This window comes from Pseudomonas sp. AC169 (assembly GCF_979258515.1).
In genome coordinates this window covers 5,606,903-5,632,626 of sequence record NZ_OZ409866.1, presented here as the reverse complement: position 1 = coordinate 5,632,626, position 25,724 = coordinate 5,606,903, and the positions used below count along the sequence as shown (strand labels likewise).

Genomic DNA, 25,724 nt, shown 5'->3' with positions numbered 1-25,724 from the left:
TTATTTTTGAGATGGTACACTGCGTACTTTAGTGGCATGTACCACAGTACGTAACCGTAGGAGTTCACATGGCCCGTGGCGGCATTACCAAAGCACTGGTGCAGATCGCGCGCACAGCGATCCTCGCCCGTGGCGAACACCCGAGCATCGATGCAGTACGCATTGAAATGGGCAACACCGGCTCGAAAACCACGATCCATCGTTACCTGAAAGAACTGGATGACGGCGCGCAGCCGGTTGAAGCTTCGGCAGAGCCGATCGATGATGAGTTGACCGCCCTTGTCTCGCGCCTCGCGCAACGCCTCAAAGAGCAGGCGCAAGAGCCCATCGAGCAGGCCCGCGAGCAGTTCGAGGAACAGCGCGAGGCACTGGAGTCGGAGCTGAAACAGACGCGTCAGGCACTGGAAAAGCTCGAACACGACCACGACATTCAAGGCGCCGCACTGGAGCGCGAGTCCGAAGCGCTGAACAACACGCGCTCGATGCTGCAAACCGAACAAACCCGCAATGCCGGGCTCAATCAGGCACTGGCCGATTTCGAATTGCGCTTGCAGGACAAGGACGAGCAGATCCGCTCGCTGGAGGAGAAACACCTGCACGCTCGCGATGCGCTCGAGCACTACCGCAACGCCACCAGAGAGCAGCGCGAACAGGAGCAGAGCCGCCACGAAGCGCAAGTGCAGCAGATTCAAGCCGAACTGCGTCAGGCGCAGCAAAGTGCGCTGGTTCGCCAGGACGAAATCACGCAACTGCACCGCGACAACGAACGCCTGCTCACGGAGAACCGTGGCACCCAGCGCGAACTGAGCCTGCTACAAGATCAGCTCAAGCAGAGCAATCAGCGTCAGGACCAATTGCTGGAGCAAGCGACCCGCGTCGACAGCGAGCGCACCCTACTCCAGGAACGCTTGCGCGTGGCCACACTGGAAAGCCAGACACTCAAGCAGAACGTCGAGGAGCAAACGCTGCTCAATCAGTCTCTGGAAAAGGAATTAAGCAAAGCTCAGGCGAGCCTGGAAGAAAGCCAGCGTCTGGCGGCTGCCGTTGCGGCAGCACCAGACTCGGCCAAACCGAAAGACGCTTAAGCGCCGACCGGCGTACGCATGGTCACAAACTCTTCGGCGGCCGTCGGGTGTACCCCGATCGTGTCGTCGAAGTCGCGCTTGGTCGCGCCAGCCTTCAACGCAATCGCCAGACCCTGGACGATCTCGCCGGCGTCAGGGCCAACCATGTGGCAGCCGAGGACTTTGTCGGTCTTGCCGTCGACCACCAGCTTCATCAGGGTTTTCTCCTGACACTCGGTCAGGGTCAGCTTCATCGGCCGGAAACGGCTTTCGAAGATCACCACATCGTGGCCAGCCTCGCGCGCTTCCTCTTCGGTCAAACCGACCGTGCCGATGTTCGGCAGGCTGAACACCGCCGTCGGGATCATCTTGTAATCCACTGGCCGGTATTGCTCAGGCTTGAACAGACGCCGCGCCACGGCCATACCTTCAGCCAATGCCACTGGCGTCAGCTGCACACGGCCGATGACATCGCCCAGGGCCAGAGTCGATGGTTCGCTGGTCTGGTACTGCTCGTCGACTTTGATAAAGCCTTTGTCGGTGAGCTGCACGTCGGTGTTTTCCAGACCCAGATTGTCGAGCATCGGACGCCGGCCAGTGGCGTAGAAAATGCAATCCGCCTCCAGCTCTCGACCATCTTTAAGCGTGGCTTTCAGGCTGCCATTGGCCTGTTTGTCGATACGCGCGATGTCGGCATTGAACTGCAGATCCAGACCACGCTTGGTCAGCTCTTCCTGCAAATGCTTGCGCACCGAACCATCGAAGCCGCGCAGGAACAGATCACCGCGATACAGCAGCGTGGTGTTAGCGCCAAGACCATGGAAAATCCCGGCAAACTCGACCGCGATATAACCGCCGCCAACCACCAGCACACGCTTCGGAAGCTCTTTGAGGAAAAACGCCTCATTCGAACCGATCGCGTGTTCGCGCCCCGGAATCTCCGGAATCTGCGGCCAGCCACCGGTGGCAATCAGAATGTTCTTCGCGGTAAAGCGCTCGCCATTCACTTCGACTTCATGCGGGCCAACGATCTTCGCGTGCGCTTCATGCAAGATCACGCCGCTGTTGACCAGCAGATTGCGATAAATGCCATTGAGGCGATTGATCTCGCGATCCTTGTTGGCGATCAGCGTCGCCCAGTCGAAATTCGCTTCACCCAGACTCCAGCCAAAACCGGATGCCTGCTCAAAGTCTTCGGCAAAATGCGCGCCGTACACCAACAGCTTCTTCGGCACGCAACCGACGTTGACACAGGTCCCGCCCAGATAACGGCTCTCGGCCACCGCCACTTTCGCACCAAAACCGGCCGCAAAACGCGCAGCGCGCACACCGCCGGAACCGGCACCAATCACATAAAGGTCAAAATCGTAGGCCATTTCTATCTCCTCGGCAGGGGATCAGCATACCTGCAGCCACCCATTGGGCAAGCACTGCCAGTCATATGGGGGCGCAAAATGAAAAAACCCGCCGAAGCGGGTTTTTCTTGCAAACCGATCAAGCGCTCTTAGTAAGCCTTGCCAGTCTTGTAGAAGTTCTCAAAGCAGAAGTTGGTCGCTTCGATGTAGCCTTCAGCACCACCGCAGTCGAAACGCTTGCCTTTGAACTTGTACGCCATGACGCAGCCGTTCTGGGCTTGCTTCATCAGGGCGTCGGTGATCTGGATTTCGCCGCCCTTGCCTGGTTCGGTTTGTTCGATCAGGTCGAAGATGTCAGGGGTCAGGATGTAACGACCGATGATCGCCAGGTTCGACGGCGCGTCTTCCGGCTTTGGCTTCTCGACCATGCTGTGAACGCGATAGATGTCGTCGCGGATCATTTCACCAGCGATGACGCCGTACTTGCTGGTTTCCTGCGGGTCGACTTCCTGGATGGCGATGATCGAGCAGCGGAACTGTTTGTACAGTTTGACCATTTGGGTCAGTACGCCGTCGCCTTCAAGGTTAACGCACAGGTCGTCCGCCAGAACCACGGCGAACGGTTCGTCACCGATCAGCGGGCGACCGGTCAGGATTGCGTGGCCCAGGCCTTTCATTTCGGTCTGACGGGTGTAGGAGAACGAGCACTCGTCGAGCAGCTTACGGATACCGACCAGGTATTTCTCTTTGTCGGTGCCTTTGATCTGGTTTTCCAGCTCGTAGCTGATGTCGAAGTGGTCTTCCAGAGCACGCTTGCCACGACCGGTGACGATGGAGATTTCCGTCAGACCAGCGTCCAGAGCTTCTTCAACGCCGTACTGGATCAGTGGCTTGTTTACCACCGGCAGCATTTCTTTAGGCATGGCTTTAGTCGCTGGCAGGAAGCGAGTACCGTAACCGGCTGCTGGGAACAAGCATTTCTTGATCATATAAGTCCTTGAAAAGGCTGTGTGTACGAGTTTCGGCGCAGTCTAATCAGGCGGCGTGCACCTTACAATGCCCCGCACTGGCTAACCGATGCCAACATAGAGAAATATTCTCGCCGATAGTTCCATCGGCATCCTGACGCAGCCAGATCAGCGTAGCTCATAGCTGTCGACAATCCGGATTACCATACGCTCATCGCCCCCCAATGCCAGCATTTGGCGGTATCATGGCGCCTTTGAACCAGCGAACGAGACAGATAGATGGCCGCGGTAAAAATCATCAACGGGTATGTGATCGACAAGAAAGACGGCAAGTGGACGCTGACCACCACCAATGGCGAACACATCGCCGGGCCTTTCGACAGCGAGCAAATGGCGACCGATGTAGCCGCAGTGTTCACAGACACTCCGGCATCGGCAAAACGCCGTGGCAAAGATCAGGACTGATCAGTCCCGACACGCCCCAGCCCTGCCCTTGTGCAGGGCTTTTTTGTGCCCGCTGACAAACAAGTGGCCAAACGCTATAACCTTTTCACACCGGCGCTGTCAGAGCGTCTAGTCCCCCTCGCTGAAGACCATGAACATGACCCTGAAAAAATTCCTGCCACTGATTGCGGTATTGGCACTGGCCGGCTGTGCCACCTCTCAACCCACGTACCTGAACAACGGCGAACAGGGGCTGTCGATCGATTGCTCCGGCGAAGCCAACTCCTGGGCGACCTGCTATGAAAAAGCCGATGCGTCCTGCGCGGGCACTGGCTATCGCATCGTTGGCACGGATGGCACGCCTCAGCCCAAGGAAAGCGACAAAACCCTGGGCGTTGATGTCGGTAACTACAAGAACCGCAGCGTTGTCGTGGTCTGCAAATAGACTCTACATATGAATTTCGGCGAATTTGATTCCGAGTCCGCGCACGACTTCGATCAGATCGTCGAGACGGTTGAAGGATTCGACTTCGTCGTTATCGTCGACCAGAAAGTAGCTGCGCCCGGCGCTCTTCTTGAAAAACACGATCCACTCACCCGGATTCGCCGGGTTCTGGATGACATGGGTGGCAGAGATCAGGCCCTCTACGTGGCGCTCCCGTACTTGCTCTCGCTTCATCGCGACTCCAGAAATGAAAATGCCGTCACAGCATGACTGCGACGGCATTGGTGCTGATGACTGTCAGTCTATCAGCCGGAAATACACGCATTGGCCGCCTTTTGCACGTCACGGGGACGCACCGGCACATTCGACATGCGCTCATGCAATTTAATGCTGCTGCCGCCGGAGCGATCCTCGATATCAAATACTGCCGCCGCGCCAGTGGAAAGCTTCCCCGGCACGATCACCTGAACCCCGTCCTTGTGCGGCTGCACTTGCAGCGCGCCGCGACTGTCTGCCAGCTTTTCGGCCAGACACTGGGCATATTCATGGGGTTTCTTGCCGGAGATCACGCTCATGGTCGGCAGCGTTTCATTGATTTCGGAAACATTCGCGCAACCACCCACAGCCAGAATCAATGGCAGACACACCACACCCCACTTCATACAAAACCTCCGTTAAAGACCGTCCGACAGCACAAATGCTGTTTTTCTCCGGGGCCTTCTGCATTTAACCCGCATCCAATTGCGAATATCTGTTCAAAATTGTCAAACCAACGCCCGACGGCCAGATAATAACCCGTGCGGGCTGATAAACTGCGCGCAATTACAAGCTATCGTTTTGATTTTGTAGAAAAAGCCCTTCTGGAGGCGCCCATGAAATTCATTCACCAGCGCGAACACCTCAACGAAGACGACATCGTCGTCATCCAATGCTCGCAAATGTGCAACATCCGCTTGATGAACGACGCCAACTTCCGCAGCTTCAAGAATGGCGGCCGTCACACCTATCATGGCGGCGCCTTCGACACCTTCCCGGCCCGTATCACCGCGCCGAGCACCGGTTTCTGGAACATCACCATCGACACCGTCAACCGCCGGCCGATCAGCGTCACGCGCAAACCGACGCTGACCCATTCGATCAAGATCATCCGTCGCTCCAGCACCAAACTCAGCTGAGACACGCCGTCCAACCAGAAAGGAATGCATGACCGTGGCCCAAACAACCAAGTACGTCATCAAGTACAAACTCAACGGTGAACGCCGCTTCGAATTCGCGCAGCTGGTAAACGGCACTGAAGAAGAAGCCAAGGCTGAACTGGACAAGCTTCACGACCAGGCAGACGTGATCAGCGAAATCGCTGTCAGCAAAGCACTGTAAGACGCGGCAGAGAATTCGGCCGCAAGGGGCGAAATGTTCTGTCGCGAGGACTGACCCGGACTGACTGCTTCGACCGTGAGTCAAGGAGTGACCCTGCGTCACGGCGTCAGTCGCCTACACAGTGGAAAAAGGCATACCCTAGGCATCATCTTTCACGACGCCACCTGACCGCCATGCAACCGAACACATTCGATCTGTTCGCCGATCATGAACCCGAACAACGCCCGCGTGCCGAGCAGATTGGCGAACAATCGTGGGTGCTGCATGGATTCGCCCTGCCGCTGGTCGAACAGATTCTGCCGGCACTCGATGCAATTCTTGCCGCCGCACCCTTGCGCCACATGGTCACGCCGGGCGGGTTCCGCATGTCGGTAGGTACCAGCAGTTGCGGCAGCTTGGGCTGGATCACTGATCGCTATGGTTACCGTTATTCAGGCGTCGATCCGCTCAGTGGTTTGCCATGGCTGGCGATGCCGGACGTCTTCTCGGCGCTGGCGCACTCGGCAGCGGCGCAAGCCGGATTTGCTGACTTCAACGCCGATTCCTGCCTGATCAACTGTTATGTCCCCGGCGCGAAGATGTCATTGCATCAGGATAAAGACGAAAACGCCTACAGCGCGCCGATCGTTTCGCTGTCACTCGGGTTGCCGGCCATGTTCCTCTTCGGCGGTTTCAATCGCAGCGACAAGAGCCAGCGCATTGCCTTGCTGCATGGCGACATGGTGGTCTGGGGCGGCGTTGATCGCTTGCGTTATCACGGAGTGTTGCCGATCAAGCAGGGGTGCCACCCGCGTCTCGGTGAACGGCGGATCAATCTGACCTTTCGCGTGGCCGGATAATCTGCAAAAAATTTGACCGCAAGGCTCGGAGTGTTGCGCCCTGCGACGCTGGTTAACCTGAATCAAACAGGTCAACGGACAACCCTCATGAAAACGCTTTCGACCCCCTTCAACACCGAAAACGATCCACGCTGGGCCGCTGTAGTTGCGCGGGACTCACGGGCGGACGGGCAATTTGTTTACGCAGTGAAAACCACCGGCATCTACTGCCGTCCGAGCAGCCTGTCACGCTTGCCGAAACCGCAGAATGTGGAGTTTTTCGATACTGCGGAGCAGGCCGAGGCTGCAGGCTATCGGCCGAGCAAGCGTGCCAGCAAGGATCAGAGTGATGTCGCCGCGCAGCACGCCGCGACTGTCGCCATAGCCTGCCGCCACATCGAATCCGCCGAAACCCCGCCGGCACTGAATGAACTGGCGGAAACCGCCGGCCTGAGTCCGTTTCACTTCCATCGCGTATTCAAAGCCGCGACGGGGTTGACGCCAAAAGGCTACGCGTCGGCCCATCGCTCGCGCAAAGTCCGTGAGCGCCTGGCAGACGGCGGCTCGGTGACGGATGCGCTGTACGACGCGGGTTTCAATTCCAACAGCCGTTTCTATGAATCAGCGGATCACTTGCTGGGCATGAAACCTGGTGACTATCGCGCGGCCGGGAAGAACAACGACATCCGCTTCGCCGTAGGCCAATGCTCGCTCGGAGCGATTCTGGTGGCGCAAAGCGAGCGCGGCGTGTGTGCGATTCTGTTGGGTGACGAACCGCATCAACTGGTGTGCGATCTGCAGGATCAGTTTCGCCAGGCCAACCTGATCGGCGCCGATGTCGGCTTCGAGCAACTGATTGCCAAGGTTGTAGGGTTTATCGAAGCCCCGGCGCTTGGCCTGGATCTACCACTGGACGTTCGCGGTACTGCGTTTCAGGAACGCGTATGGCAGGCGCTGCGGGAGATCCCGGCGGGTCATACCGCGAGTTACGCCGAGATAGCTCAACGAATCGGCGCACCGACGTCCATGCGTGCGGTGGCACAGGCTTGTGGAGCCAACCGCCTGGCGGTAGCGATCCCTTGCCACCGCGTGGTGCGCAGCGATGGCAATCTTTCGGGCTATCGCTGGGGCGTGGAGCGCAAGCGTCAGTTGCTTGGGCGCGAGACGCAACCTTAGCGATTGACGTCCACCACAACCCGTCCGCGAAGTTGCCCGGCGAGCAATTTTGGCGCCGCGTCGATGGCTTCACTCAGGCCGATTTCATGGCTGATCAAGGCCAGCAAGGAGAAATCCAGGTCCTTGGCCAGACGATCCCAGGCTTCCAGACGGCGCGCCTTGGGCTGGGTCACGCTGTTGATACCGGCGAGGGTCACGCCACGCAAAATGAACGGCGCCACCGAAGCCGGGAAGTCCATACCCTGGGCCAGACCACAGGCGGCAACGGTGCCTTCGGAGCGAGTGCTCGCGCAGGCATTGGCCAGCGTATGACTGCCCACCGAATCGATCACCGCTGCCCAGCGCTCCTTGGCCAGCGGCTTGCCGGGCGCTGACAAGGTCGCGCGATCGATGATTTCGCCTGCACCCAACTGCTGCAGATATTCATGCTCGGAAACCCGGCCGGTGGACGCGACGACGCGATAACCAAGCTTGCTCAGCAGGGCGATGGCAAAACTGCCGACGCCGCCATTGGCACCTGTGACCAGCACCTCACCCTGTTCTGGCGTCACACCATTGCGCTCCAGCGCCAGAATGCACAGCATCGCCGTGTAACCGGCGGTACCGATCGCCATGGCTTGTGCCGCCGTAAAGGCTTTGGGCAATGGAATCAGCCAGTCACCATTCAGCCGCGCCTTCTGCGCCAGACCGCCCCAGTGATTCTCGCCGACACCCCAGCCATTGAGCACCACCTGATCACCCACCTTATAGTCGGGGTGCGAACTGCTTTCTACGGTGCCCGCCAGGTCGATCCCCGGCACCATCGGAAACTGGCGCACCACCGGACTGCTACCGGTAATCGCCAGGCCATCCTTGAAGTTCAGCGTGCTGTACGCAACAGCCACGGTGACATCGCCTTGGGGCAATTGCTCTTCGTTGACCTGTTGCAGGTTGGCGCGATAACCGCTGTCGTCTTTGTCGATCACAATGGCGTTGAACATGACTGCCTCGCATGACTGGTTTTCAGAATGTCGTGCCTTGAAATACCACATCGCAACACCCTGCCACATTCGACTTTGCGCCAATCGGTGAATCCGCCGGGTATTTCCATGGCGGGCGGCTATGCTTTTTCGACGGTCGTGGTTTCGCCGTTATTCCTTCAGAAACAGGCCTGTCGATGGAGCTGACAATGTCTTACCCGCGCTCGCTCTTCATGAGTTTGATCCTGTGCCTGCTGGCATTCGGCAGTGCCTGGGCCGCGCCTGCCGCCGAGGCTCCGAGCGAGCCGGCCTGGCCGCAAGTCATCAGCAGCGGCAAGGCAAAGCTGACGGTGTATCAGCCGCAACTCGACAGTTGGGACGGCTACACCCTCAATGCCCGCGCAGCCGTTGAAGCCACCGGAGCCGATGGCAAATCCACCTACGGCATTGTGCAATTCAGTGCACATACGCTGGTCGACAAAGCCACGCGCTGGGTCGCACTGGATCAGTACAAAATCATCAAGGCCGATTTTCCGGCTGATGCCAGTCAAGCCGCCACATGGGTAACGGCGCTGCAAAAAGATGCCGAGAACCGCAAGAAAACCATTTCGCTGGATCAACTGGAAGCGGCCGTCAGCGTACTGTCGGCCGAACAGAAAGCTGACAGCGCACCGCTGGAAAACACCCCGCCGACGATCATCAGTTCCGACGTACCCGCCCTGCTCGTCTATATCGATGGCGATGCGGCCTACAGGCCGGTAGACGGTACTGCGCTGCAGCGGGTAATCAACACTCGCCCATTGTTATTGAAAGATGCCCAAGGCAAACATTACCTGCACGTCTTCGATGGCTGGATGGTCGCCGACCAGATCAATGGCGCCTATACACGCCTCGCCACACCGTCGGCGGATCTGGAGAAGGCCAAGCAGGCCGCCATTCAGAGCCGGCAAGTCGATCTGCTGACCGGGCAAAGCGATCCGAAAGACAAGATCCCCAGTCTGGCCAAACCGCCACAACCGAAGATTTTCATCGCAACCACGCCCACTGAATTGCTGGTCACTGATGGCGCGGCACAATGGTCGCCAATTCAAGGCACGGGTCTGCTGTATGTCACCAATACCACCGGGCACATCTTCAAGGAGATCGGTGACCAGAACAGCTACGTGCTGATCTCCGGGCGCTGGTTTCGCGCCACTGACATGAATGGCCCATGGACATTTACCCCAGCGGACAAACTGCCGACAGATTTCGCCAACATTCCCGACGACAGCCCAAAGGAAAACGTCAAAGCCTCGGTCGCCGGCACGCCGCAAGCCAAAGAGGCAGCCATCGCCGCGACCATTCCACAGACTTCAGCGATCAAGAAAAGCGCGGTAAAAATGACCGCGCCACAGTTCGATGGCGAGCCGCAACTCAAAGCCATCAACAGCACGCCGCTGCAATATGTGGTCAACAGCGCAACGCCGATCATCCGTGTCGACAACAACAGTTGGTACGCAGTGGAAAACGGCATCTGGTTCACCGCTAGCTCTGTCAACGGCCCTTGGGTGGTGGCCAGCTCCGTGCCGGCAGTGATCTATTCGATTCCGCCGAGTTCGCCCATGCATTACCTCACCTACGTCAAAGTCTACGAGTCCAGTGGCGATACGATTGTGGTCGGCTACACCCCGGGTTATCAGGGTTCGAATGTGGATCCGGCCACGGGCGTTGTGGTCTACGGCACCGGTTATCCCTACACGCCCTGGGTCGGCAGCGTCTGGTATGGCCCGCCGGTGACTTACGGTTTCGGCGTCGCCATCCGCTATACGCCGTGGACGGGCTGGACCTTCGGTTTCGGTTTTGGCTGGAGCTGGGGCGGCAGCACCGTGGCGATGGGCTGGGGCTGGGGCGCCTACCCGTGGTGGGGTAATTACGGTTGGGGTTACGCCTGGGGCCCGCACCTGTATCCGGCGCCATTGGCCTGGGGTGGTGCGGCTTACGGCTATCGCGGTGGCGCAGTGGCCTGGGGCCCCGGTGGCTGGGCTGGCACCACCGGCAACATTTATCATCAGTGGGGTGACCGGGCCACGGTCAGCCGCTATGGCGCAGGCTACAACGCCTGGACTGGCAATCGCTGGGCCGGTCAGGTTGGTTCTTCCTACAACTCCCGCACTGGCGTCGCGGCTGCCGGTCAACGCGGGGCCGTGCATAACGTCTACACCGGTAATTATGCTGCCGGACGCAGCGGCGTGGCAGTCGGACCGAACGGCGGCGCCATTGCCGGTGAACGCGTCACCGCCGGCAACGCGCGCAATGGTACGCAAGTCACCGCCAATCGGGGCGCCGTGTATAACCCCAACACCGGCAACACCACTCAATATGGCGGCGTTCGCGGGCGTAATGGCGGCGCGGCGCGCGTGGGTGACAACGTTTATGCAGGCCACGACGGCAACGTGTACAAGAAGACCGACAATGGCTGGCAATCGATGGTCGGGGGCGGCGCGACTCGCACTGCGCCGATCAATAACAATGCGCAGTTGCAGAACCTCAACCGTGAATCCGCCGCGCGCAACTTCGGCAACCAGCGCACCAACAACTTTCATAACTCCTCGCAATTCATGAATCACTCGTTTGGCGGCGGTGGTGGCGGTTTTCATCGACGCTGAAAAACTGCACGGGTTGTTCTGAATTTCGAACTGGCTCGGAATCCGGTTTTGCTGCTAAAACCGGTCCTGCCACCCTGCCCGCTACATCGTTCGGAGAACCGCCCTAATGAGCCAATGGCCAGACACCCGCATTCTTGATCTGCTCGGCATCGAGTTGCCGATCATCCAGGGCCCGATGGCCGGTGCGACGAATTCGTCCATGGTCATCGCCGTGTGCAACGCCGGTGGCTTGGGTTCAATGCCGGCGGCCATGCTGAGCATCGAGCAATTGCGCGAAGAGCTGAAAACCATTCGCCAACACACCAATAAACCCTTCAACGTGAACCTCTTCTGCCATCAGCCTCCGGTGGCCGATGAGCAACGCGCGCATGACTGGAAGCATCTGCTGGAACCGTATTACCGGGAACTGGGCGTGGATTTCAATGCGCCGACACCGGTGTCGAATCGGGCACCGTTCGATGCGGCGGCCTGCGAAGTGCTGGAGGAGTTTCGACCTGAAGTCGTGAGCTTCCATTTCGGTCTGCCAGAGAAATCTCTGCTCGATCGGGTCAAGGCAACCGGGGCGAAAATTCTCTCCTCGGCCACCACTGTCGATGAAGCGATCTGGCTGGAACAGCACGGCTGCGACGCGATTATCGCAATGGGTTACGAGGCCGGCGGCCATCGCGGCATGTTTCTCAGCGATGACCTGAGCAGTCAGGTCGGCACGTTTGCCTTGGTGCCGCAGGTAGTCGATGCGGTGAAAGTGCCGGTGATTGCCGCCGGGGCCATTGCCGATGCACGTGGCGTGGCGGCAGCGTTTGTATTGGGCGCATCGGCGGTACAGGTCGGCACGGCCTACCTGTTCACGCCAGAAGCGAAAGTCAGCGCCTCTCATCACAAGGCGCTGCGCACCGCCAAGGAAAGCGAAACGGCGATCACCAATATTTTCACCGGACGTCCGGCACGGGGCATTCTCAACCGCGTGATGCGTGAACTGGGGCCGATGTCGCTGAAAGCACCGGCGTTTCCCTTGGCCGGGGGTGCGCTGATGCCTTTGCGAGCGATCAACGAAGCAGAGTTTGCCAATCTCTGGGCTGGTCAGGCCTTCACCTTGGGCAAAGACCTCGGTAGCGCTGAACTGACCCGACAATTGGCCGACGGCGCACTGGCAAAACTCACTGGCCATTGAAGCGGCACAGCGCGAAAATTCAGGCGTCCTCTCACTGGTATTAACCAACACTTCCTGTTTGGCGGCATTTCGCTATATATTCCGCTATATAGCGAATCACCCCGCATCGGCGCAGTCCACCTCCAACAATAGCTGCCCTCTGCATTAGCCAACAACGGAGCTGTTACATGACCATTCGTGCCTCACGTTTTGCCCCTACCTGCCTGGCCTCTTTGCTCGCGGTTTTCGCCATCGGCTCTGTGCAGGCTGATGAAGTGCAGGTGGCTGTTGCGGCCAATTTCACCGCGCCAATCCAGGCCATCGCTGCCGATTTCGAAAAAGACACCGGGCACAAACTGGTTGCAGCCTATGGCGCCACTGGCCAGTTCTACACCCAGATCAAGAATGGCGCGCCGTTCGAAGTGTTCCTCTCCGCTGACGACACCACCCCGGAAAAACTCGAAAAAGAAGGCGACACCGTCAAGGGTTCGCGCTTCACCTACGCCATTGGCACTCTGGCGCTGTGGTCGGCGAAAGAAGGTTATGTCGATGCCAAAGGCGAGATTCTGAAAAAGAACGAGTACCAGCACCTGTCCATTGCCAACCCGAAAGCTGCGCCATACGGCCTGGCAGCCACGCAAGTGCTGGAAAAACTCAAACTGACCGAAGCCACCAAAGCCAAGATCGTTGAAGGCCAGAACATCACACAGGCTTACCAATTTGTCTCGACCGGCAACGCGGAGTTGGGTTTTGTCGCCCTGTCGCAGATCTACAAGGATGGCAAAGTCAGCAGCGGTTCGGCGTGGATTGTCCCTGCGAGCATGCATGATCCGATCAAACAGGACGCAGTCATTCTGAACAAAGGTAAAGACAATGCCGCCGCCAAAGCACTGGTTGAATACCTCAAAGGCCCGAAAGCCGCTGCGGTGATCAAGTCCTACGGTTACCAGCTCTAAAATGTCGCTGACGAGTGCCGATTTCGCGGCGATCTGGCTGACCCTGAAACTGGCGTCCCTGACCACCGCGATTCTGCTGGTGATCGGCACTCCGATTGCCCTGTGGCTGTCGCGCACCCGTTCGTGGTTGCGCGGCCCGATCGGGGCAATCGTCGCCCTGCCCCTTGTATTGCCACCGACCGTGATCGGTTTCTATCTGCTATTGATGATGGGCCCGCACGGCTTTCTCGGCCAGTTCACCCAATGGCTGGGGCTGGGCACTTTGACGTTCAGCTTCACCGGGCTGGTGATCGGTTCGGTGATCTATTCCATGCCGTTCGTGGTGCAACCGTTGCAAAACGCCTTCTCGGCGATCGGCACCCGTCCACTGGAAGTGGCCGCGACCCTGCGCGCCAATCCGTGGGACACGTTTTTCAGCGTAATTCTGCCACTGGCTCGCCCCGGCTTTATCACGGCGGCGATCCTCGGCTTCGCGCATACCGTCGGTGAATTTGGCGTGGTGCTGATGATCGGCGGCAACATTCCCGACAAGACCCGCGTGGTTTCCGTGCAGATCTACGACCACGTCGAAGCGATGGAATACGCGCAGGCTCACTGGCTCGCCGGGGCAATGCTGGTGTTCTCGTTTCTGGTGTTGCTGGCGTTGTACTCCAGCCGCAAGACTCGCGCAGGCTGGAGCTGATCGATGATTGATGTACGTTTGAAACTGGCCTATACGGGCTTCCGCCTCGATGTCGATCTGCACTTGCCCGGCCGTGGCGTGACTGCACTTTATGGGCACTCCGGTTCGGGTAAAACCACCTGCCTGCGCTGTATCGCCGGACTTGAGCGCACGGAACAGGGCTTTATCCAGATCAACGATGAAGTCTGGCAGGACAGCGACAACGGCGTTTTCGTCGCGCCACACAAACGTGCACTCGGCTATGTGTTTCAGGAAGCCAGCCTGTTTGCGCACCTATCGGTAATGGCCAATCTGCAATTCGGCCTCAAGCGCATCGCCAAGTCTCAGCGTCGGGTCGACATGGCGCAGGCCACCGAACTTTTGGGGATCGGCCATTTGCTTGAGCGTCATCCTCAGCATTTGTCCGGCGGCGAACGTCAGCGTGTCGGCATCGCCCGTGCGCTGCTGACCAGCCCGAAACTGCTGTTGATGGACGAACCACTGGCCGCTCTCGATAGCCAGCGCAAAAGTGAAATCCTGCCGTACCTGCAACGCCTGCACGACGAACTGGACATTCCGGTGCTGTACGTCAGTCATGCCCAGGATGAAGTAGCGCAACTGGCCGATCACCTGGTCCTGCTCAGCGAAGGCAAAGCGCTGGCCAGCGGCCCGATTGGTGAAACCCTCGCACGCCTTGACCTGCCGATGGCAATGGGCGATGACGCCGGCGTGATCATTGAGGGCCAGGTCAGCGCCTACGATGCGCAATATCAACTGCTGAGCCTGCAATTGCCGGCCACCGAGATGAACATCCGCGTGACGCATGCGCCAATGGCGCTGGGGCAGGCCCTGCGCTGCAAAGTCCACGCGCGGGATATCAGCCTGAGTCTGCAGAACAGCGAGTTCAGCAGCATCCTTAATCGACTGCCGGTGACGGTGGTCAGCGAACAATCGGCCGACAACGCCGCCCACGTACTGATTCGTCTCGATGCTGGCGGCACTCCGCTGCTCGCGCGCATCACACGCTACTCCCGGGACCAGTTGGGCGTGCATCCGGGCCAGCATTTATGGGCGCAGATCAAAGCGGTCGCAGTCCTCGCCTAAATCATTCGGCACCACGGCAACAGCGTGCGGTCAATCGCTTTACAGACCGCGTCCTCCAAGGAAAACGCCATGCCCGACACCGAGCTGATTGCTGAACTGCCCTCCGACCTGCATTACGTCGACGACACCCAGCCCGGTATCACCCGCAGGAAACTGCGCGGCAAGTTCGTTTATTTCGAACCGTCAGGCCAGCGCATCAGCGACCCGGACGAGATCAAACGCATCAATGCCCTCGCCGTGCCGCCGGCGTATACCGATGTATGGATCTGCCGCGACCCGCGTGGTCATTTGCAAGCCACCGGCCGTGATGCCCGTGGCCGCAAGCAATATCGTTATCACGTGCGTTGGCGCGAAGTGCGCGATGCCGACAAGTATTCACGCCTGCGTGAATTTGGCCTGGCCCTGCCGAAGCTGCGCAAGCAACTGGAAGCGCTATTGGCCGCGCCCGGTTTCAGTCGCGACAAAGTCATGGCCACGGTGATCACCCTGCTCGATGCCACGCTGATCCGGGTCGGCAATACACAATACGCCCGGGACAATCGCTCCTATGGCCTGACCACCCTGCGCAGCCGACATGTCGAGGTCAACGGCAGTGCGATCCTGTTCCAGTTTCGTGGCAAAAGCGGTATCGAACACCAGATCACCGTCAAGGATCGACGCTTGGCGCGCATCATCAAGCGTTGTCTGGAAATTCCCGGCCAGAACCTGTTTCAGTATCTGGATGAAAACGGTGAGCGGCACACCGTCAGTTCTTCCGACGTCAACGCCTACCTGCAAACCCTCACCGGCGCCGACTTCACCGCCAAGGATTACCGCACCTGGGCGGGCAGCGCTCTGGCCCTTTCGGTGTTGCGCGAATTGCAATGGGAGTCCGAGGCCGAGGCCAAACGGCATGTGGTGGAGATGGTCAAAGGCGTCGCCAAACAGTTGGGCAACACTCCGGCGGTGTGCCGCAAGTGCTATATCCACCCCGCCGTAGTGGAGAAATTCATGCTCGGCGCCCTCGCTGAGCTACCTCGTCCGCGTGTGCGCAAAGGCCTGCGCGCCGAGGAAGTGGCGTTGGCGATGTTTCTCGAGCGAATGCTGGAAATGACCGACGCCTCTTGATCCGCCGTACAGCGTCATCTAGGCTAGCCACCTTCCCCACCTCCGGACGACCGCAGAAGTGAACAATCCAGTCCTCTAAAAATGTAATCGCGACACGCCGTTCTCGGCGTTTGTCAGTTTTCACGACATTTTCTGGAGGTGCCGATGACTCACGTCTCGCGTACACCCGCGCTCGTTTCCCTCAATCAACTGGGTTTTCAGTTCGCCAACGGCGCAACACTGTTTGAAAACCTGAACCTGACTTTCGATGATCAACCGACCGCGATCATCGGACGCAACGGTGTTGGCAAAAGCGTGCTCGCACGCCTGATTGCCGGGCAGTTACAGCCCACCTCCGGCGCCTTGGCTCGCGCTGGGGCCGCGCACTACGTCGAGCAGACTTTCATCACTGAAACAGGGCAAACCGTGGCCGAAGCGACGGGCACGGCGTCGGCACTCAGCGCATTGGAGCGGCTAAAGCTCGGTTGTGCCGCTGCCGGCGATTTCGACCTTATCGGCGAACGCTGGGATCTGACGGAACGCTTGCGCCAAATGCTTGATGAGGCGGGGCTGACCGACATCACCACTACGGACCTCACCGAAAATCTCAGTGGTGGCCAGCAAGCCAGAATTGCCCTGATCGGCGCGCTGCTGAGTCAGGCGCCATTGCTGGTGCTCGACGAACCAACCAATCACCTCGACGGTGCCGGTCGACAATGGCTGATGAGTACGCTTGAACGTTGGCATGGCGGATTGATCATCGTCAGTCACGACCGGCAATTGCTGGAGCGGGTGCAGCGAATCGTCGAACTCTCGCCTGATGGAGCACGCGTTTTCAGCGGAAGATTCTCGGACTTCACAGAGCAGCGCCGAATACAGCAACAGGCAGCCCATGCACAACTCGATCAGGCTCGTAATGAACGTCAGCGTCAACGCACGCGGCTGCAGCGCGAACACGACACGATCCAGCGCCATGCGGCCGGCAGCCGTCGCAATGCACAGACCGCCAACGTTTCAGGCTTCGAGCGTGCAGCGATAAAAGCGGCGGCGCGAGACATCATGGGACACGTAAGGATTGGCCATCAGGCACGTAAGCTCGATCTGGATGAACGCGTTCGTGAGGCGTACGCCAACGTTCTGCCGGACGACGACGTACTGATCAATTTGCCGGGGAGCATGGTTCCGAGTCATCGCCGGGTGTGCACGCTGAACGACGCGTGCTTGCCATGGTTGCCGGTAGATGCGCCCACACGTCGGCTTGATCTCGCCATTCGGGGGCCGATGCGCATCGCTGTCCACGGCCCCAACGGATGTGGCAAATCAACGCTGTTGAAATTACTGGCTGGCGAGTTGGCGCCCGTGAGTGGCGAATGCATCACGCATGTACCTTTTGCCTTTCTCGATCAACAGCTGAAACGGCTGGATTACCACACATCCGTTGTCGAACAATTGCAGGCACAGCAGACGCCGCTAAGCGAAGGCACGTTACGCAGTTCCCTCGCACACCTGCAACTGAACGCGCTACGCGCTACTCGGCCATGTGCTTCACTGAGTGGCGGTGAACGCCTGAAAGCCGCCCTCGCGTTGGCATTGTGGTGTCAGACGCCTGCGCAATTGCTGTTGCTGGATGAACCCACCAATCATCTGGACCTGGAGTCGGTACAAGCGTTCGAACACGCCTTGCAGACATTTCCCGGTGCGATTGTCGCGGTTTCCCACGATCAAGCGTTTCTTCAGGCATTAAACCCAAGCCATCACCTGATCTGGCACCCCGAAGGCTGGCAATGGCAACCGACGAGCTGAGCTGTCTATTTTTTGCACGATTGCCGGGGGCTTCTATAGTTGATCTGACACGAATCAGCTGCGGTGACGCCATGGAAGACATTTTCGTCGTGAAGCGTTGCAACAAGATCATTATTCACGGTCGACGCGCCGGTGACAGCCATCATGATCCCGCCGAAGCCATTGGCTGGTTTCGCATCTGTGACACGCGCACGGGCGGTTTCATCGGCGATGGCTACGACCTGGAAGAGGACGCCAAGCGCGAATGCAAGCGTCTCAACGCAGTCAGTTCCCTACTACCAGCCCGCGAATCGTCCGGCTGATGCCGATCAGAAGCGGGTCTATACTGAAACCAGCTGAAGGAGCAGCACCCCACGGCAGAAGGCTCGCAACACGCGGGCTTTTTGCTGCAGCTCAGGTTTCATTGAACGGAGGTGTTCCATGTCCGAAAAAGAGTCCATCACCACCCTCCTCACCCTGCTCGACGCTCGGCAAGCGCGGCTCGCGGCCGCCTGCAAAGAGATCGCCGACTGGGTCGATCACCAAGGCGGACACCCGACCGCCCTGCGCATCCGTGACCGGCTGAACGATATCGAGAAGGATGCTCCGCTGATTCGCAATACGCTGTCTGCGCTCAAACCTGTCGATCGGCCACTGCCTCGGTTCAGATGACGTCGAATTCACCACGGTCTCAGGATTTGCCTCATAAGCGGTGACTGATGCACGGGTCACCGCGCTCGCGTGCACAGTACGTTTATTTTTCCAGCTATTGCTTTTTCACGTAATGACCACATCTGCGCGTCTACAGTGACAGCACTCCTTTGCAAAACGACTTTCTCACCCGCTCCCCATGCGGGTGTTTTTTTGTCTGCGCCCAACCACAGAACGGCGTGGTGCTTGAGTTGTCACAACTAATACACGTCGCAAAGGAGACAGTTATGGTCATCCATTTCAACGTCGACGGGCATCTGGCCTGTGGTCACAAAGGCAACCAACTGTCGGCAAGCCGAGAGCTCAATCGTGTGAAATGCCGCAGTTGCCGTAATACCGACGCCTACAAACAAGCAAGAAAGGATCAGCGCAACGCAGCGCGCAGAATGGCCCGCCAGGCGAAAGCCACGCACAGTCAAACAAACTGGCGTGCAGAATGGGTCGAGCACCTGACCGCAATGGCCGGCCTTCAGCGCTTGCCTCGGGGTTTTAGCGGGCAGGCGTTCGTTTAGCCCCACATAAAAAAGGCACAAAAAAAGGCCCGCATGAGAAAACTCATGCAGGCCTTTGATATTCATGGTGCCCGAAGCCGGAATCGAACCGGCACGCCCTTACGAGCGGGGGATTTTAAGTCCCATGCGTCTACCAGTTTCGCCATTCGGGCGGTAGCGCGGTGCTGCTCTGCTCTGCTCTGCTCTGCTCTGCTCTGCTCCGCTACATAGTCGCAATCCTGAAAGGATCCAACCTTGAACAGCAGAGCGGGAAATATATACATCACTTCCCGGCGAAGCAAGTTTGCATTGGCCGTATTTCAAGACTAAATCTTGCAACGCAGTGCAAATAAAAAAGCTCCGTAAATCATGGATCTACGGAGCTTGTTTATAGTGGAGGCCGAGGTCGGAATCGAACCGGCGTAGGTGGATTTGCAATCCACGCTACAAAGCTAAGTAGATCAATAGGTTAGCACTATTTAGGCGCCGCAAGCTACTGATTTTTAAGCGGCTACAAGCCACGAAATTCAAGAATTCGATTTTTCGCTGCGGAGTTCAGTGGCCGGCAGCTTGTCGCCTCCCGCCCGCCAACGTACCGCCCCTCAATCACTGCGCATTCAAACAGTGCACAGCAAGGGGCCTTCTGTGGATCCCCGATATCGAAACACCGGCAACTGGCTCGATTGTCCGACGCCGCTCCAAACATGCCACCACCAGCTCGCCCTCTACGAAAACGAGTTTGAGGAGCTGGCCCTGCTGTTGCACCAAGAACGCCAACGTATCTTCAAGCTGATAGAGATTCACACTGATGCGGTGCGCTAGCGTGATGAAAATGTACGACCTGCGAACCTCAGAGAATGCGTACAAGAAAGAAGCCGAGAAACCTCGCGAAATATTTGAAGGCCTTCTACCACAGACGAAGACGATCTATTGATGATAAAAGCTTTTCGGTTGGAATTGTCAGCACCTTCAGCCTGGTCGCCCGCTCATGACTCAATAAGTTGGCTCGACTTGCCTCGACCTAGACCGGGCAATGTCATATGCGCGCATGACCCATTTTTGGCAGGGCTTCTCGACGTAACGCCAAATCAGGTATGCAACCATGATCGAGGAGGACGCAGCTAATGAAAATCGGATAAAGGGCGAAAAATCTGTCAGCAGGTGATTCTCCGATACGACACGGAAAAATATTTGGTGGATCAAGTACAACGAGAAGCTGATTTCGCCAAGCAATACAAGTGGCCGCCAAGAAAGTGCCTTAGAGAGGATCCCCCTATCCAAGTAAAAGCAACAAATCATGACCGCAAATAACAATGCGAGCGATGTATGCCTTACAAATTCAAAGAGTGTTGGGCTAGTCTTTCCTATATATGGACGCAACCAAAAAGCAAACACTGGGGAAAGCAATATCACTGCAATAACAACCAAGACTTCCATAGCGCTCGCAAACTTGAAATTTATTTTCATCCGATCAACGCCAATCATAAACCTGTGACACAAGATACCTAGAACAAACTCTTGAATCCTTCCAATCGGGTTTATATATACAAGCCCGTGCCCTGTAACGCCCTGCGGATTATCGGAGGGAAAATACGGTACTCCCGAATAGTCCAATGCCACCGCAACCACCCCTCCTAAAATCAAAATTGTAACGTACTTAGCGACGGGACTTGATGGCAACCAAACCAGCAAAACCGGAAAAAGCGCATAAAAAAACATCTCAGTGGAAATGCTCCACGAGACGCTATTGAAAGAAAAATAGGCAATGGGGACTGGGATTATCGAATGTACAAGGAACAAATTAGAGAAGAAAATTGCAATATTGCTCCACGAATTAAGCAATGAAGCTTGATAAGGTATTAAAAGCAGAATGATAATCGTACAAAACACATGAGCAGGCCAAAGTCGAGCAACTCTTGAGACGTAAAATCTCGTTATTTCACCAACCCCTGACACGCTTGAGTGTGCGTGCGAAAGAATAAAGCCTGATAGTACAAAAAAGAATCCAACCCCCCCAAAGAAAGGGATGTTATTAAAATAGCCCTCTGGAACAAATATTCCCTGCGAGTGATGTATCAATATGGCGAACGCCGCAAAAAATCTTAGCGAAGTTAACCCATGTACCTTCCTTGTAACCATTAGTAGCTCACCATGAAAATTTGAGGCGGATCCTATCATATAGCTACTTTGATTTGCGCCCTTCGTTACTTAGTTATCGCTCTTAAATAAGCTTGAAAGCGGCCGGCGCAATCAATCCCCGGCCGCCTTCATCGGTGATGGCGACAATTCGTTGAGCATGCGCTGGGTCAAGTCGGAAGCGCACGGCTGTATGATCCTCCCTGCCGGCGGGCGGTGGCGATGGCAGGCACTTAACAGCCACCGGCTGAACCCGCATCGATGAGGACTGACAGCCGCAAGACAGAAGTGGCAAGGCGATCACGCAGGCGATCGTGGTAACGTTGTGTATCACTCATTTCTTGAAGTGCGTTTGCTCACTGGCCGATAGGCTTTGCTAAAGCGCGAGGCGCTTGCCCTGCTCGGGCTGCCGTACGGTGGCGACGGACGGCGAAAATGAGACAGAGGCTGCCGCCAAAGCCGCAGCAGAACGTGATACAGCGCTGGCAGCTTCAATCCTCAAATTCCAGTTCAAAGATATCCGTCCAAAAGCAGTAAGTGAAATTGAGGATATCGCCAACGCCAGTCGCTTGCCTGGCCATTCAACGGAGGAAATGACAAAGAAAGTCTACCGACGGGTCGGCGAAAAAGTGAAACCTACCAAGTAAACCTGAAAGTCACAAACCACATCAGTTTGATGTGATGGCTATTAATTATTATCCTGGTCCCGTAAAACCTTTAACGCGTCCACAACTTCCTGATCTCGATCTCTCATTACTGTATATAAAAGACCATCAGCATTAGCACGATTGATACCTAAGACTTCGGCGAGTTTATAATAATCGGCCTTTTGAAGAGTGGGATCTTTCGCCGCATCTGTAAGGCGGTACAACTTATTGGAGTAAGCAAAATTGCTAAAATTACTATCAGGCGTGGTTATAGGTACAGCTTTAGCTTCCAACTCCCTGACCCGTCCAGCAAGTACTCTAGTATTTGCCAGAATTTCGGCAAGAATACTATCGTCCGATCGCGGAGCAGCAGGAGCTTCTTGGGGCGTCGCTTCTAACGCAGCAGAAAAATCCGCCTCGAACTTAGGCCAATATGTATCAAACACTTGCCTGAGAATTCGCTCATCAAGTCGACCATTCTCAAGGCATTATTCAAAGTACTTACCAGCCCCCAAACCGACGGTCGATCTGGCGTTGTATGGTTAAACTGTGCTAATGGATCTTCAATATCAGTTGATGTCAAATCCACCAGGAATGTGCAGACTCGGTTGGCACTCAGCCCTTTCGCAAGAGCGCCTGTTTCGAAGAGAATCCAAGGCTTGTTTTTATTTTCCTGCGTTAAACAAACAATACCTGCAGCCGTATCCCGAAGCTGGTCAGAGATTTCAGAAAACCAGATTGCGCCCTTATCAATGTGCTGCGTTGATATCCAAGGTTGCGATGCCTGAAGCACGCATCTGATCCACTCACTCAGCATCTCGGCAACGACCCTACTCCGTGCTCCCGACCAGCTTACAAAAATTTTCAACTTATGACCCCTTTTGACCTAGATCCGACAGCAATATGTCACAGCCGAACAGCATTGCGCCACTACTCCACCCTTGGAGAAAGTAATACCTCACGCAGTGTTTAAAGCATGGTTGCGGAACACCTGGCAAAAATTGCGGAACACCCCACTTTTCGACAGGCAATAAAAAACCCCGTAGATCATTGATCTACGGGGTTATTTATAGTGGAGGCCGAGGTCGGAATCGAACCGGCGTAGGTGGATTTGCAATCCACTGCATAACCATTTTGCTACTCGGCCTCAAAACATTTGCTATCAGTAGCACAACAACAAATGCGTTTTAAACTTGGAGCGGGAAACGAGACTCGAACTCGCGACCCCGACCTTGGCAAGGTCGTGCTCTACCAACTGAGCTATTCCCGCTTGGTGATGCGCATTCTATAGAATTAAGAAGCTCCGTCAACCCCTTGATTCAAAAAAGTTTTATTTCTTTTCTACATCGGTCTTCAGGTGCGGCCATGCGGCGCGAAGGTATTGAACCATCGACCACAAGGTCAGGCCGGCAGAGACCATCAGCAAGGCGTAACCCAGGACAACCCAGAAACTGAAGTCTTTCGGATTGGCCAACAGAATGACCAGCGCAAGCATCTGCGCCGCAGTTTTCCATTTGCCGAGATTCGAAACGGCGACGTGGGCACGGGCGCCGAGTTCGGCCATCCATTCGCGCAAGGCCGATACCACGATCTCGCGACCGATGATCACAGCAGCCGGCAGAGTGAGCCAGAGATTGCCATGTTCCTGGACCAGAAGCACCAGTGCCACTGCAACCATGAGTTTGTCGGCGACCGGATCGAGAAACGCCCCGAACGGGGTGCTTTGCTCCAGACGACGGGCCAGATAACCGTCCAGCCAGTCCGTCGCTGCCGCAAAGGCAAAGACCGAAGCGGAAGCCATGTAGCTCCACTGATAAGGCAAATAGAACAGCAAAATAAAGATCGGAATGAGCAGGACGCGTAGAACGGTAATCAGATTAGGGATATTCATCGGCACAACTGGCTACGAGGTGAAGGGGCATTCTACTCGCTATGCAGGTTTGCATAAATCGACTCAGCGAGCTTTTTACTGATCCCCGGGGCTTTGGCGATCTCTTCGATGCTTGCACGAGACAGCTCCTGCAATCCACCAAAATGTTTCAACAAATCGCGACGACGGGTCGGCCCGACACCCGCGACGCCTTCCAGCGTTGACGTACGGCGGGTTTTGCCTCGGCGTGCGCGGTGTCCTGTAATCGCGAAGCGGTGGGCCTCATCACGAATCTGCTGAATCAGATGCAACGCCGGCGAATCGCCACGCAATGTGAACTCATTCGCCGCATCATTCAGATACAACGTTTCGAAGCCAGCCTTGCGTGTGGCACCCTTGGCGACACCGAGCAGGATCAGGTCCGGCACAGCCAACTCGTTGAGAACATCTCGAGCCATCGACAACTGCCCCTTGCCACCGTCCACCAACAAGATATCCGGCAACTTGCCCTCGCCTTCCTTGAGTTTACTGAAGCGTCGCGTCAGGGCCTGATGCATGGCGGCATAGTCGTCACCCGCCGTCACACCTTCGATGTTGTAGCGTCGGTAGTCCGACTTGATCGCGCCTTCAGGGCCAAACACCACACAGGAAGCAACCGTGGCCTCACCACTGGAATGACTGATGTCGTAGCATTCCAGACGCTGCGGCGGCTCATCCAGGTTCAACACTTCGGCCAAAGCCTCAAACCTCGCTGCCGTGTGTTGACGGTTGGCCAGCCGCGCGCCCAGCGCCTGTTCTGCGTTGGTCACCGCCAGTTGCTGCCAGCGCGCACGCGTGCCGCGCACCCGATGACTGATGGCCAGTTCGCGACCACGCAACTCATGAATCGCTTCGATCAACGTCGGAAAATCTTCGTGCACCACGTTGACGATCAGTTCGCTGGGCAAATCGCGCTCAGGGCTGCTGATGAAATACTGGCCAAGAAACGCGGCCATGACCTCCGAAACGTCCTCTTCGATGCCGACTTGCGGAAAGAAATTCTTGCTGCCCAGCACGCGCCCGCCACGCACACTGATCAAGTGCACGCAGGCGCCACCCGGATTGACGAATGCCGCGATGACATCGATATCCCCGGTGCCACCTTCCATGCTTTGTTGATCCTGGACCCGGCGCAACAGCGCGATCTGATCGCGCAACTCGGCGGCTCGCTCGAACTCCAGGTTGATCGCCGCCTCTTCCATCGCAGTCGACAATTCGTTGGTCAGCGCGTGACTACGCCCCTCAAGAAACATGACCGAGTGACGCACGTCTTCAGCATAAACATCGGGTTCGACCAGACCGACGCAAGGCGCCTTGCAACGTTTGATCTGATATTGCAGACATGGCCGGGTACGGTTCTTGTAGTAGCTGTCTTCACACTGGCGAACGAAAAAAGTCTTTTGCAGCAGGCTCAGACTTTCGCGTATGGCGCCGGCGCTCGGATAAGGGCCGAAGTACTTGCCCTTGGCTTTTTTCGCCCCGCGATGAATGCTCAGGCGCGGGAACTGGCCGTCGGACAGAAACACATAGGGATAGGATTTGTCGTCGCGCAACAGGATGTTGTACGGCGGCCGCCACTCTTTGATCAGCGTTTGTTCAAGCAGAAGCGCTTCGGTTTCGTTGGCGGTGATGGTCGTTTCGACCTGCGCAATACGCCCGACCAAGGCAGCAGTTTTAGGCGCCAGTCCGGTTTTGCGAAAGTAGCTGGCCAAACGCTTTTTGAGGTTCTTGGCCTTGCCCACGTACAACAGGCGAGCATCGCTGTCGAACATGCGATAGACGCCAGGGCGCCCGCTGACTGTCGACAGAAACGCGCCGGAGTCGAATGTTTCAGTCATGG

At 56.9% G+C, this 25,724-nt stretch carries 28 protein-coding genes, 3 tRNA genes and 1 pseudogene; 19 read left to right on the top strand and 13 right to left on the bottom strand.

The features are described 5' to 3' along the window. The first annotated feature begins 68 nt into the window (after window positions 1–68). On the top strand, window positions 69–1,085 hold the full coding sequence (locus tag ACZZ0G_RS25190) for a DNA-binding protein (protein WP_463557953.1): 1,017 nt from the start codon (window positions 69–71) through the stop codon (window positions 1,083–1,085). On the opposite strand, the gene gorA is transcribed toward ACZZ0G_RS25190, so the two are convergent. Beyond that, window positions 1,082–2,440 (bottom strand): glutathione-disulfide reductase, encoded by a 1,359-nt coding sequence (gene gorA, locus ACZZ0G_RS25185; RefSeq protein WP_463557952.1) that lies wholly within the window; start codon window positions 2,438–2,440, stop codon window positions 1,082–1,084. The genes ACZZ0G_RS25190 and gorA overlap by 4 nt on opposite strands. A gap of 128 nt (window positions 2,441–2,568) precedes the next feature. Then, entirely contained in the window at window positions 2,569–3,408 is an 840-nt protein-coding gene (gene galU / locus ACZZ0G_RS25180) for a UTP--glucose-1-phosphate uridylyltransferase GalU (protein ID WP_007912230.1), read from the bottom strand. Window positions 3,409–3,666: 258 nt separating this feature from the next. Between galU and ACZZ0G_RS25175 the strand changes: the two genes are divergently transcribed. After that, window positions 3,667–3,852 (top strand): hypothetical protein, encoded by a 186-nt coding sequence (locus tag ACZZ0G_RS25175; protein WP_160058168.1) that lies wholly within the window; start codon window positions 3,667–3,669, stop codon window positions 3,850–3,852. A gap of 130 nt (window positions 3,853–3,982) precedes the next feature. Beyond that, window positions 3,983–4,276 carry a hypothetical protein gene (locus ACZZ0G_RS25170; protein ID WP_404943022.1) on the top strand — a complete coding sequence of 98 codons (294 nt, stop codon included), beginning with the start codon at window positions 3,983–3,985 and terminating at the stop codon, window positions 4,274–4,276. Between the two features lie 3 nt (window positions 4,277–4,279). Here the strand turns inward: ACZZ0G_RS25170 and ACZZ0G_RS25165 are convergent, their stop codons facing one another. Further along, window positions 4,280–4,510 (bottom strand): hypothetical protein, encoded by a 231-nt coding sequence (locus tag ACZZ0G_RS25165; protein ID WP_008082673.1) that lies wholly within the window; start codon window positions 4,508–4,510, stop codon window positions 4,280–4,282. A 71-nt stretch (window positions 4,511–4,581) separates the two neighbouring features. Continuing rightward, window positions 4,582–4,938: a hypothetical protein gene (locus ACZZ0G_RS25160; RefSeq protein WP_463395989.1), complete on the bottom strand. Its 357-nt coding sequence runs from the start codon at window positions 4,936–4,938 to the stop codon at window positions 4,582–4,584. Between the two features lie 210 nt (window positions 4,939–5,148). Here ACZZ0G_RS25160 and ACZZ0G_RS25155 point away from each other — a divergent pair, with 210 nt between their 5' ends. The 5 genes and pseudogenes from ACZZ0G_RS25155 to ada all read left to right on the top strand — a co-directional run bounded on the left by ACZZ0G_RS25155 (window position 5,149) and on the right by ada (window position 7,647). After that, window positions 5,149–5,451, top strand: a complete 303-nt coding sequence (locus ACZZ0G_RS25155) for a DUF1883 domain-containing protein (RefSeq protein WP_016984992.1) — start codon at window positions 5,149–5,151, stop codon at window positions 5,449–5,451. Window positions 5,452–5,485: 34 nt separating this feature from the next. Further along, window positions 5,486–5,653 carry a hypothetical protein gene (locus tag ACZZ0G_RS25150; RefSeq protein ID WP_463398726.1) on the top strand — a complete coding sequence of 56 codons (168 nt, stop codon included), beginning with the start codon at window positions 5,486–5,488 and terminating at the stop codon, window positions 5,651–5,653. Between the two features lie 87 nt (window positions 5,654–5,740). Next, window positions 5,741–5,821, top strand: a pseudogene (locus ACZZ0G_RS25145) (2OG-Fe(II) oxygenase); the annotation flags it as partial. A 5-nt stretch (window positions 5,822–5,826) separates the two neighbouring features. Continuing rightward, window positions 5,827–6,492, top strand: coding sequence for a DNA oxidative demethylase AlkB (gene alkB / locus ACZZ0G_RS25140; protein WP_463557951.1), 666 nt, complete (start codon window positions 5,827–5,829; stop codon window positions 6,490–6,492). A gap of 87 nt (window positions 6,493–6,579) precedes the next feature. Next, window positions 6,580–7,647: a bifunctional DNA-binding transcriptional regulator/O6-methylguanine-DNA methyltransferase Ada gene (gene ada, locus ACZZ0G_RS25135; protein WP_463557950.1), complete on the top strand. Its 1,068-nt coding sequence runs from the start codon at window positions 6,580–6,582 to the stop codon at window positions 7,645–7,647. Here ada and acuI read toward each other — a convergent pair. Next, entirely contained in the window at window positions 7,644–8,627 is a 984-nt protein-coding gene (gene acuI / locus ACZZ0G_RS25130) for an acrylyl-CoA reductase (NADPH) (protein WP_463557949.1), read from the bottom strand. The two genes, ada and acuI, sit on opposite strands and share 4 nt — an antisense overlap. 188 nt (window positions 8,628–8,815) lie before the next feature. Here acuI and ACZZ0G_RS25125 point away from each other — a divergent pair, with 188 nt between their 5' ends. The 10 genes from ACZZ0G_RS25125 to ACZZ0G_RS25080 all read left to right on the top strand — a co-directional run bounded on the left by ACZZ0G_RS25125 (window position 8,816) and on the right by ACZZ0G_RS25080 (window position 19,213). Beyond that, complete coding sequence (locus ACZZ0G_RS25125) at window positions 8,816–11,251, top strand: autotransporter (RefSeq protein WP_463557948.1); 2,436 nt, start codon at window positions 8,816–8,818, stop codon at window positions 11,249–11,251. Window positions 11,252–11,357: 106 nt separating this feature from the next. Then, complete coding sequence (locus ACZZ0G_RS25120) at window positions 11,358–12,422, top strand: NAD(P)H-dependent flavin oxidoreductase (RefSeq protein ID WP_463557947.1); 1,065 nt, start codon at window positions 11,358–11,360, stop codon at window positions 12,420–12,422. 167 nt (window positions 12,423–12,589) lie between these two features. Continuing rightward, on the top strand, window positions 12,590–13,357 hold the full coding sequence (gene modA, locus ACZZ0G_RS25115) for a molybdate ABC transporter substrate-binding protein (protein ID WP_463557946.1): 768 nt from the start codon (window positions 12,590–12,592) through the stop codon (window positions 13,355–13,357). A 1-nt stretch (window position 13,358) separates the two neighbouring features. Then, window positions 13,359–14,039: a molybdate ABC transporter permease subunit gene (gene modB, locus ACZZ0G_RS25110; RefSeq protein WP_463557945.1), complete on the top strand. Its 681-nt coding sequence runs from the start codon at window positions 13,359–13,361 to the stop codon at window positions 14,037–14,039. A 3-nt stretch (window positions 14,040–14,042) separates the two neighbouring features. Further along, entirely contained in the window at window positions 14,043–15,122 is a 1,080-nt protein-coding gene (gene modC / locus ACZZ0G_RS25105; protein WP_463557944.1) for a molybdenum ABC transporter ATP-binding protein, read from the top strand. Window positions 15,123–15,191: 69 nt separating this feature from the next. After that, entirely contained in the window at window positions 15,192–16,229 is a 1,038-nt protein-coding gene (locus ACZZ0G_RS25100) for a DNA topoisomerase IB (RefSeq protein ID WP_463557943.1), read from the top strand. 144 nt (window positions 16,230–16,373) lie between these two features. Further along, complete coding sequence (locus ACZZ0G_RS25095) at window positions 16,374–18,011, top strand: ABC-F family ATP-binding cassette domain-containing protein (RefSeq protein WP_463557942.1); 1,638 nt, start codon at window positions 16,374–16,376, stop codon at window positions 18,009–18,011. 71 nt (window positions 18,012–18,082) lie between these two features. Next, on the top strand, window positions 18,083–18,313 hold the full coding sequence (locus tag ACZZ0G_RS25090; RefSeq protein WP_463557941.1) for a hypothetical protein: 231 nt from the start codon (window positions 18,083–18,085) through the stop codon (window positions 18,311–18,313). Between the two features lie 118 nt (window positions 18,314–18,431). Next, a complete protein-coding gene (locus ACZZ0G_RS25085; RefSeq protein WP_008082703.1) occupies window positions 18,432–18,662 on the top strand; it encodes a hypothetical protein in 231 nt (76 codons plus the stop codon). 266 nt (window positions 18,663–18,928) lie between these two features. Then, window positions 18,929–19,213 (top strand): hypothetical protein, encoded by a 285-nt coding sequence (locus tag ACZZ0G_RS25080; protein ID WP_463557940.1) that lies wholly within the window; start codon window positions 18,929–18,931, stop codon window positions 19,211–19,213. A gap of 65 nt (window positions 19,214–19,278) precedes the next feature. Here ACZZ0G_RS25080 and ACZZ0G_RS25075 read toward each other — a convergent pair. Together ACZZ0G_RS25075 and ACZZ0G_RS25070 are read right to left on the bottom strand one after the other, a co-directional pair. Next, a tRNA-Leu gene (locus tag ACZZ0G_RS25075) sits at window positions 19,279–19,365 on the bottom strand. Between the two features lie 820 nt (window positions 19,366–20,185). Continuing rightward, complete coding sequence (locus tag ACZZ0G_RS25070; protein ID WP_463557939.1) at window positions 20,186–21,331, bottom strand: acyltransferase family protein; 1,146 nt, start codon at window positions 21,329–21,331, stop codon at window positions 20,186–20,188. A gap of 413 nt (window positions 21,332–21,744) precedes the next feature. Here ACZZ0G_RS25070 and ACZZ0G_RS25065 point away from each other — a divergent pair, with 413 nt between their 5' ends. Continuing rightward, window positions 21,745–21,975 carry an integrase gene (locus ACZZ0G_RS25065; protein WP_463557938.1) on the top strand — a complete coding sequence of 77 codons (231 nt, stop codon included), beginning with the start codon at window positions 21,745–21,747 and terminating at the stop codon, window positions 21,973–21,975. Window positions 21,976–22,016: 41 nt separating this feature from the next. Here ACZZ0G_RS25065 and ACZZ0G_RS25060 read toward each other — a convergent pair whose 3' ends face one another. The 6 genes from ACZZ0G_RS25060 to uvrC all read right to left on the bottom strand — a co-directional run bounded on the left by ACZZ0G_RS25060 (window position 22,017) and on the right by uvrC (window position 25,722). Then, a complete protein-coding gene (locus ACZZ0G_RS25060; protein WP_463557937.1) occupies window positions 22,017–22,421 on the bottom strand; it encodes a hypothetical protein in 405 nt (134 codons plus the stop codon). Beyond that, the gene (locus ACZZ0G_RS25055) at window positions 22,370–22,843 is read right to left on the bottom strand and encodes a TIR domain-containing protein (protein WP_463557936.1); all 474 of its coding nucleotides are present in this window, start codon (window positions 22,841–22,843) and stop codon (window positions 22,370–22,372) included. Before ACZZ0G_RS25055 ends, ACZZ0G_RS25060 begins: the two co-directional genes overlap by 52 nt. A gap of 205 nt (window positions 22,844–23,048) precedes the next feature. Next, a tRNA-Cys gene (locus tag ACZZ0G_RS25050) sits at window positions 23,049–23,122 on the bottom strand. A gap of 47 nt (window positions 23,123–23,169) precedes the next feature. After that, a tRNA-Gly gene (locus tag ACZZ0G_RS25045) sits at window positions 23,170–23,245 on the bottom strand. A gap of 60 nt (window positions 23,246–23,305) precedes the next feature. Beyond that, the gene (gene pgsA / locus ACZZ0G_RS25040) at window positions 23,306–23,866 is read right to left on the bottom strand and encodes a CDP-diacylglycerol--glycerol-3-phosphate 3-phosphatidyltransferase (RefSeq protein ID WP_016984200.1); all 561 of its coding nucleotides are present in this window, start codon (window positions 23,864–23,866) and stop codon (window positions 23,306–23,308) included. A gap of 32 nt (window positions 23,867–23,898) precedes the next feature. Further along, window positions 23,899–25,722, bottom strand: a complete 1,824-nt coding sequence (gene uvrC, locus ACZZ0G_RS25035; protein WP_463557935.1) for an excinuclease ABC subunit UvrC — start codon at window positions 25,720–25,722, stop codon at window positions 23,899–23,901. Window positions 25,723–25,724: the final 2 nt, after the last annotated feature.

Excerpts from the sequence above, each read along its gene's own strand:
- ACZZ0G_RS25190 (WP_463557953.1), top strand. The coding sequence starts at position 69 with ATGGCCCGTGGCGGCATTACCAAAGCACTGGTGCAGATCGCGCGCACA.
- gorA (WP_463557952.1), bottom strand. The coding sequence starts at position 2,440 with ATGGCCTACGATTTTGACCTTTATGTGATTGGTGCCGGTTCCGGCGGT.
- galU (WP_007912230.1), bottom strand. The coding sequence starts at position 3,408 with ATGATCAAGAAATGCTTGTTCCCAGCAGCCGGTTACGGTACTCGCTTC.
- ACZZ0G_RS25175 (WP_160058168.1), top strand. The coding sequence starts at position 3,667 with ATGGCCGCGGTAAAAATCATCAACGGGTATGTGATCGACAAGAAAGAC.
- ACZZ0G_RS25170 (WP_404943022.1), top strand. The coding sequence starts at position 3,983 with ATGAACATGACCCTGAAAAAATTCCTGCCACTGATTGCGGTATTGGCA.
- ACZZ0G_RS25165 (WP_008082673.1), bottom strand. The coding sequence starts at position 4,510 with ATGAAGCGAGAGCAAGTACGGGAGCGCCACGTAGAGGGCCTGATCTCT.
- ACZZ0G_RS25160 (WP_463395989.1), bottom strand. The coding sequence starts at position 4,938 with ATGAAGTGGGGTGTGGTGTGTCTGCCATTGATTCTGGCTGTGGGTGGT.
- ACZZ0G_RS25155 (WP_016984992.1), top strand. The coding sequence starts at position 5,149 with ATGAAATTCATTCACCAGCGCGAACACCTCAACGAAGACGACATCGTC.
- alkB (WP_463557951.1), top strand. The coding sequence starts at position 5,827 with ATGCAACCGAACACATTCGATCTGTTCGCCGATCATGAACCCGAACAA.
- ada (WP_463557950.1), top strand. The coding sequence starts at position 6,580 with ATGAAAACGCTTTCGACCCCCTTCAACACCGAAAACGATCCACGCTGG.
- acuI (WP_463557949.1), bottom strand. The coding sequence starts at position 8,627 with ATGTTCAACGCCATTGTGATCGACAAAGACGACAGCGGTTATCGCGCC.
- ACZZ0G_RS25125 (WP_463557948.1), top strand. The coding sequence starts at position 8,816 with ATGTCTTACCCGCGCTCGCTCTTCATGAGTTTGATCCTGTGCCTGCTG.
- ACZZ0G_RS25120 (WP_463557947.1), top strand. The coding sequence starts at position 11,358 with ATGAGCCAATGGCCAGACACCCGCATTCTTGATCTGCTCGGCATCGAG.
- modA (WP_463557946.1), top strand. The coding sequence starts at position 12,590 with ATGACCATTCGTGCCTCACGTTTTGCCCCTACCTGCCTGGCCTCTTTG.
- modB (WP_463557945.1), top strand. The coding sequence starts at position 13,359 with ATGTCGCTGACGAGTGCCGATTTCGCGGCGATCTGGCTGACCCTGAAA.
- modC (WP_463557944.1), top strand. The coding sequence starts at position 14,043 with ATGATTGATGTACGTTTGAAACTGGCCTATACGGGCTTCCGCCTCGAT.
- ACZZ0G_RS25100 (WP_463557943.1), top strand. The coding sequence starts at position 15,192 with ATGCCCGACACCGAGCTGATTGCTGAACTGCCCTCCGACCTGCATTAC.
- ACZZ0G_RS25095 (WP_463557942.1), top strand. The coding sequence starts at position 16,374 with ATGACTCACGTCTCGCGTACACCCGCGCTCGTTTCCCTCAATCAACTG.
- ACZZ0G_RS25090 (WP_463557941.1), top strand. The coding sequence starts at position 18,083 with ATGGAAGACATTTTCGTCGTGAAGCGTTGCAACAAGATCATTATTCAC.
- ACZZ0G_RS25085 (WP_008082703.1), top strand. The coding sequence starts at position 18,432 with ATGTCCGAAAAAGAGTCCATCACCACCCTCCTCACCCTGCTCGACGCT.
- ACZZ0G_RS25080 (WP_463557940.1), top strand. The coding sequence starts at position 18,929 with ATGGTCATCCATTTCAACGTCGACGGGCATCTGGCCTGTGGTCACAAA.
- ACZZ0G_RS25070 (WP_463557939.1), bottom strand. The coding sequence starts at position 21,331 with ATGGTTACAAGGAAGGTACATGGGTTAACTTCGCTAAGATTTTTTGCG.
- pgsA (WP_016984200.1), bottom strand. The coding sequence starts at position 23,866 with ATGAATATCCCTAATCTGATTACCGTTCTACGCGTCCTGCTCATTCCG.
- uvrC (WP_463557935.1), bottom strand. The coding sequence starts at position 25,722 with ATGACTGAAACATTCGACTCCGGCGCGTTTCTGTCGACAGTCAGCGGG.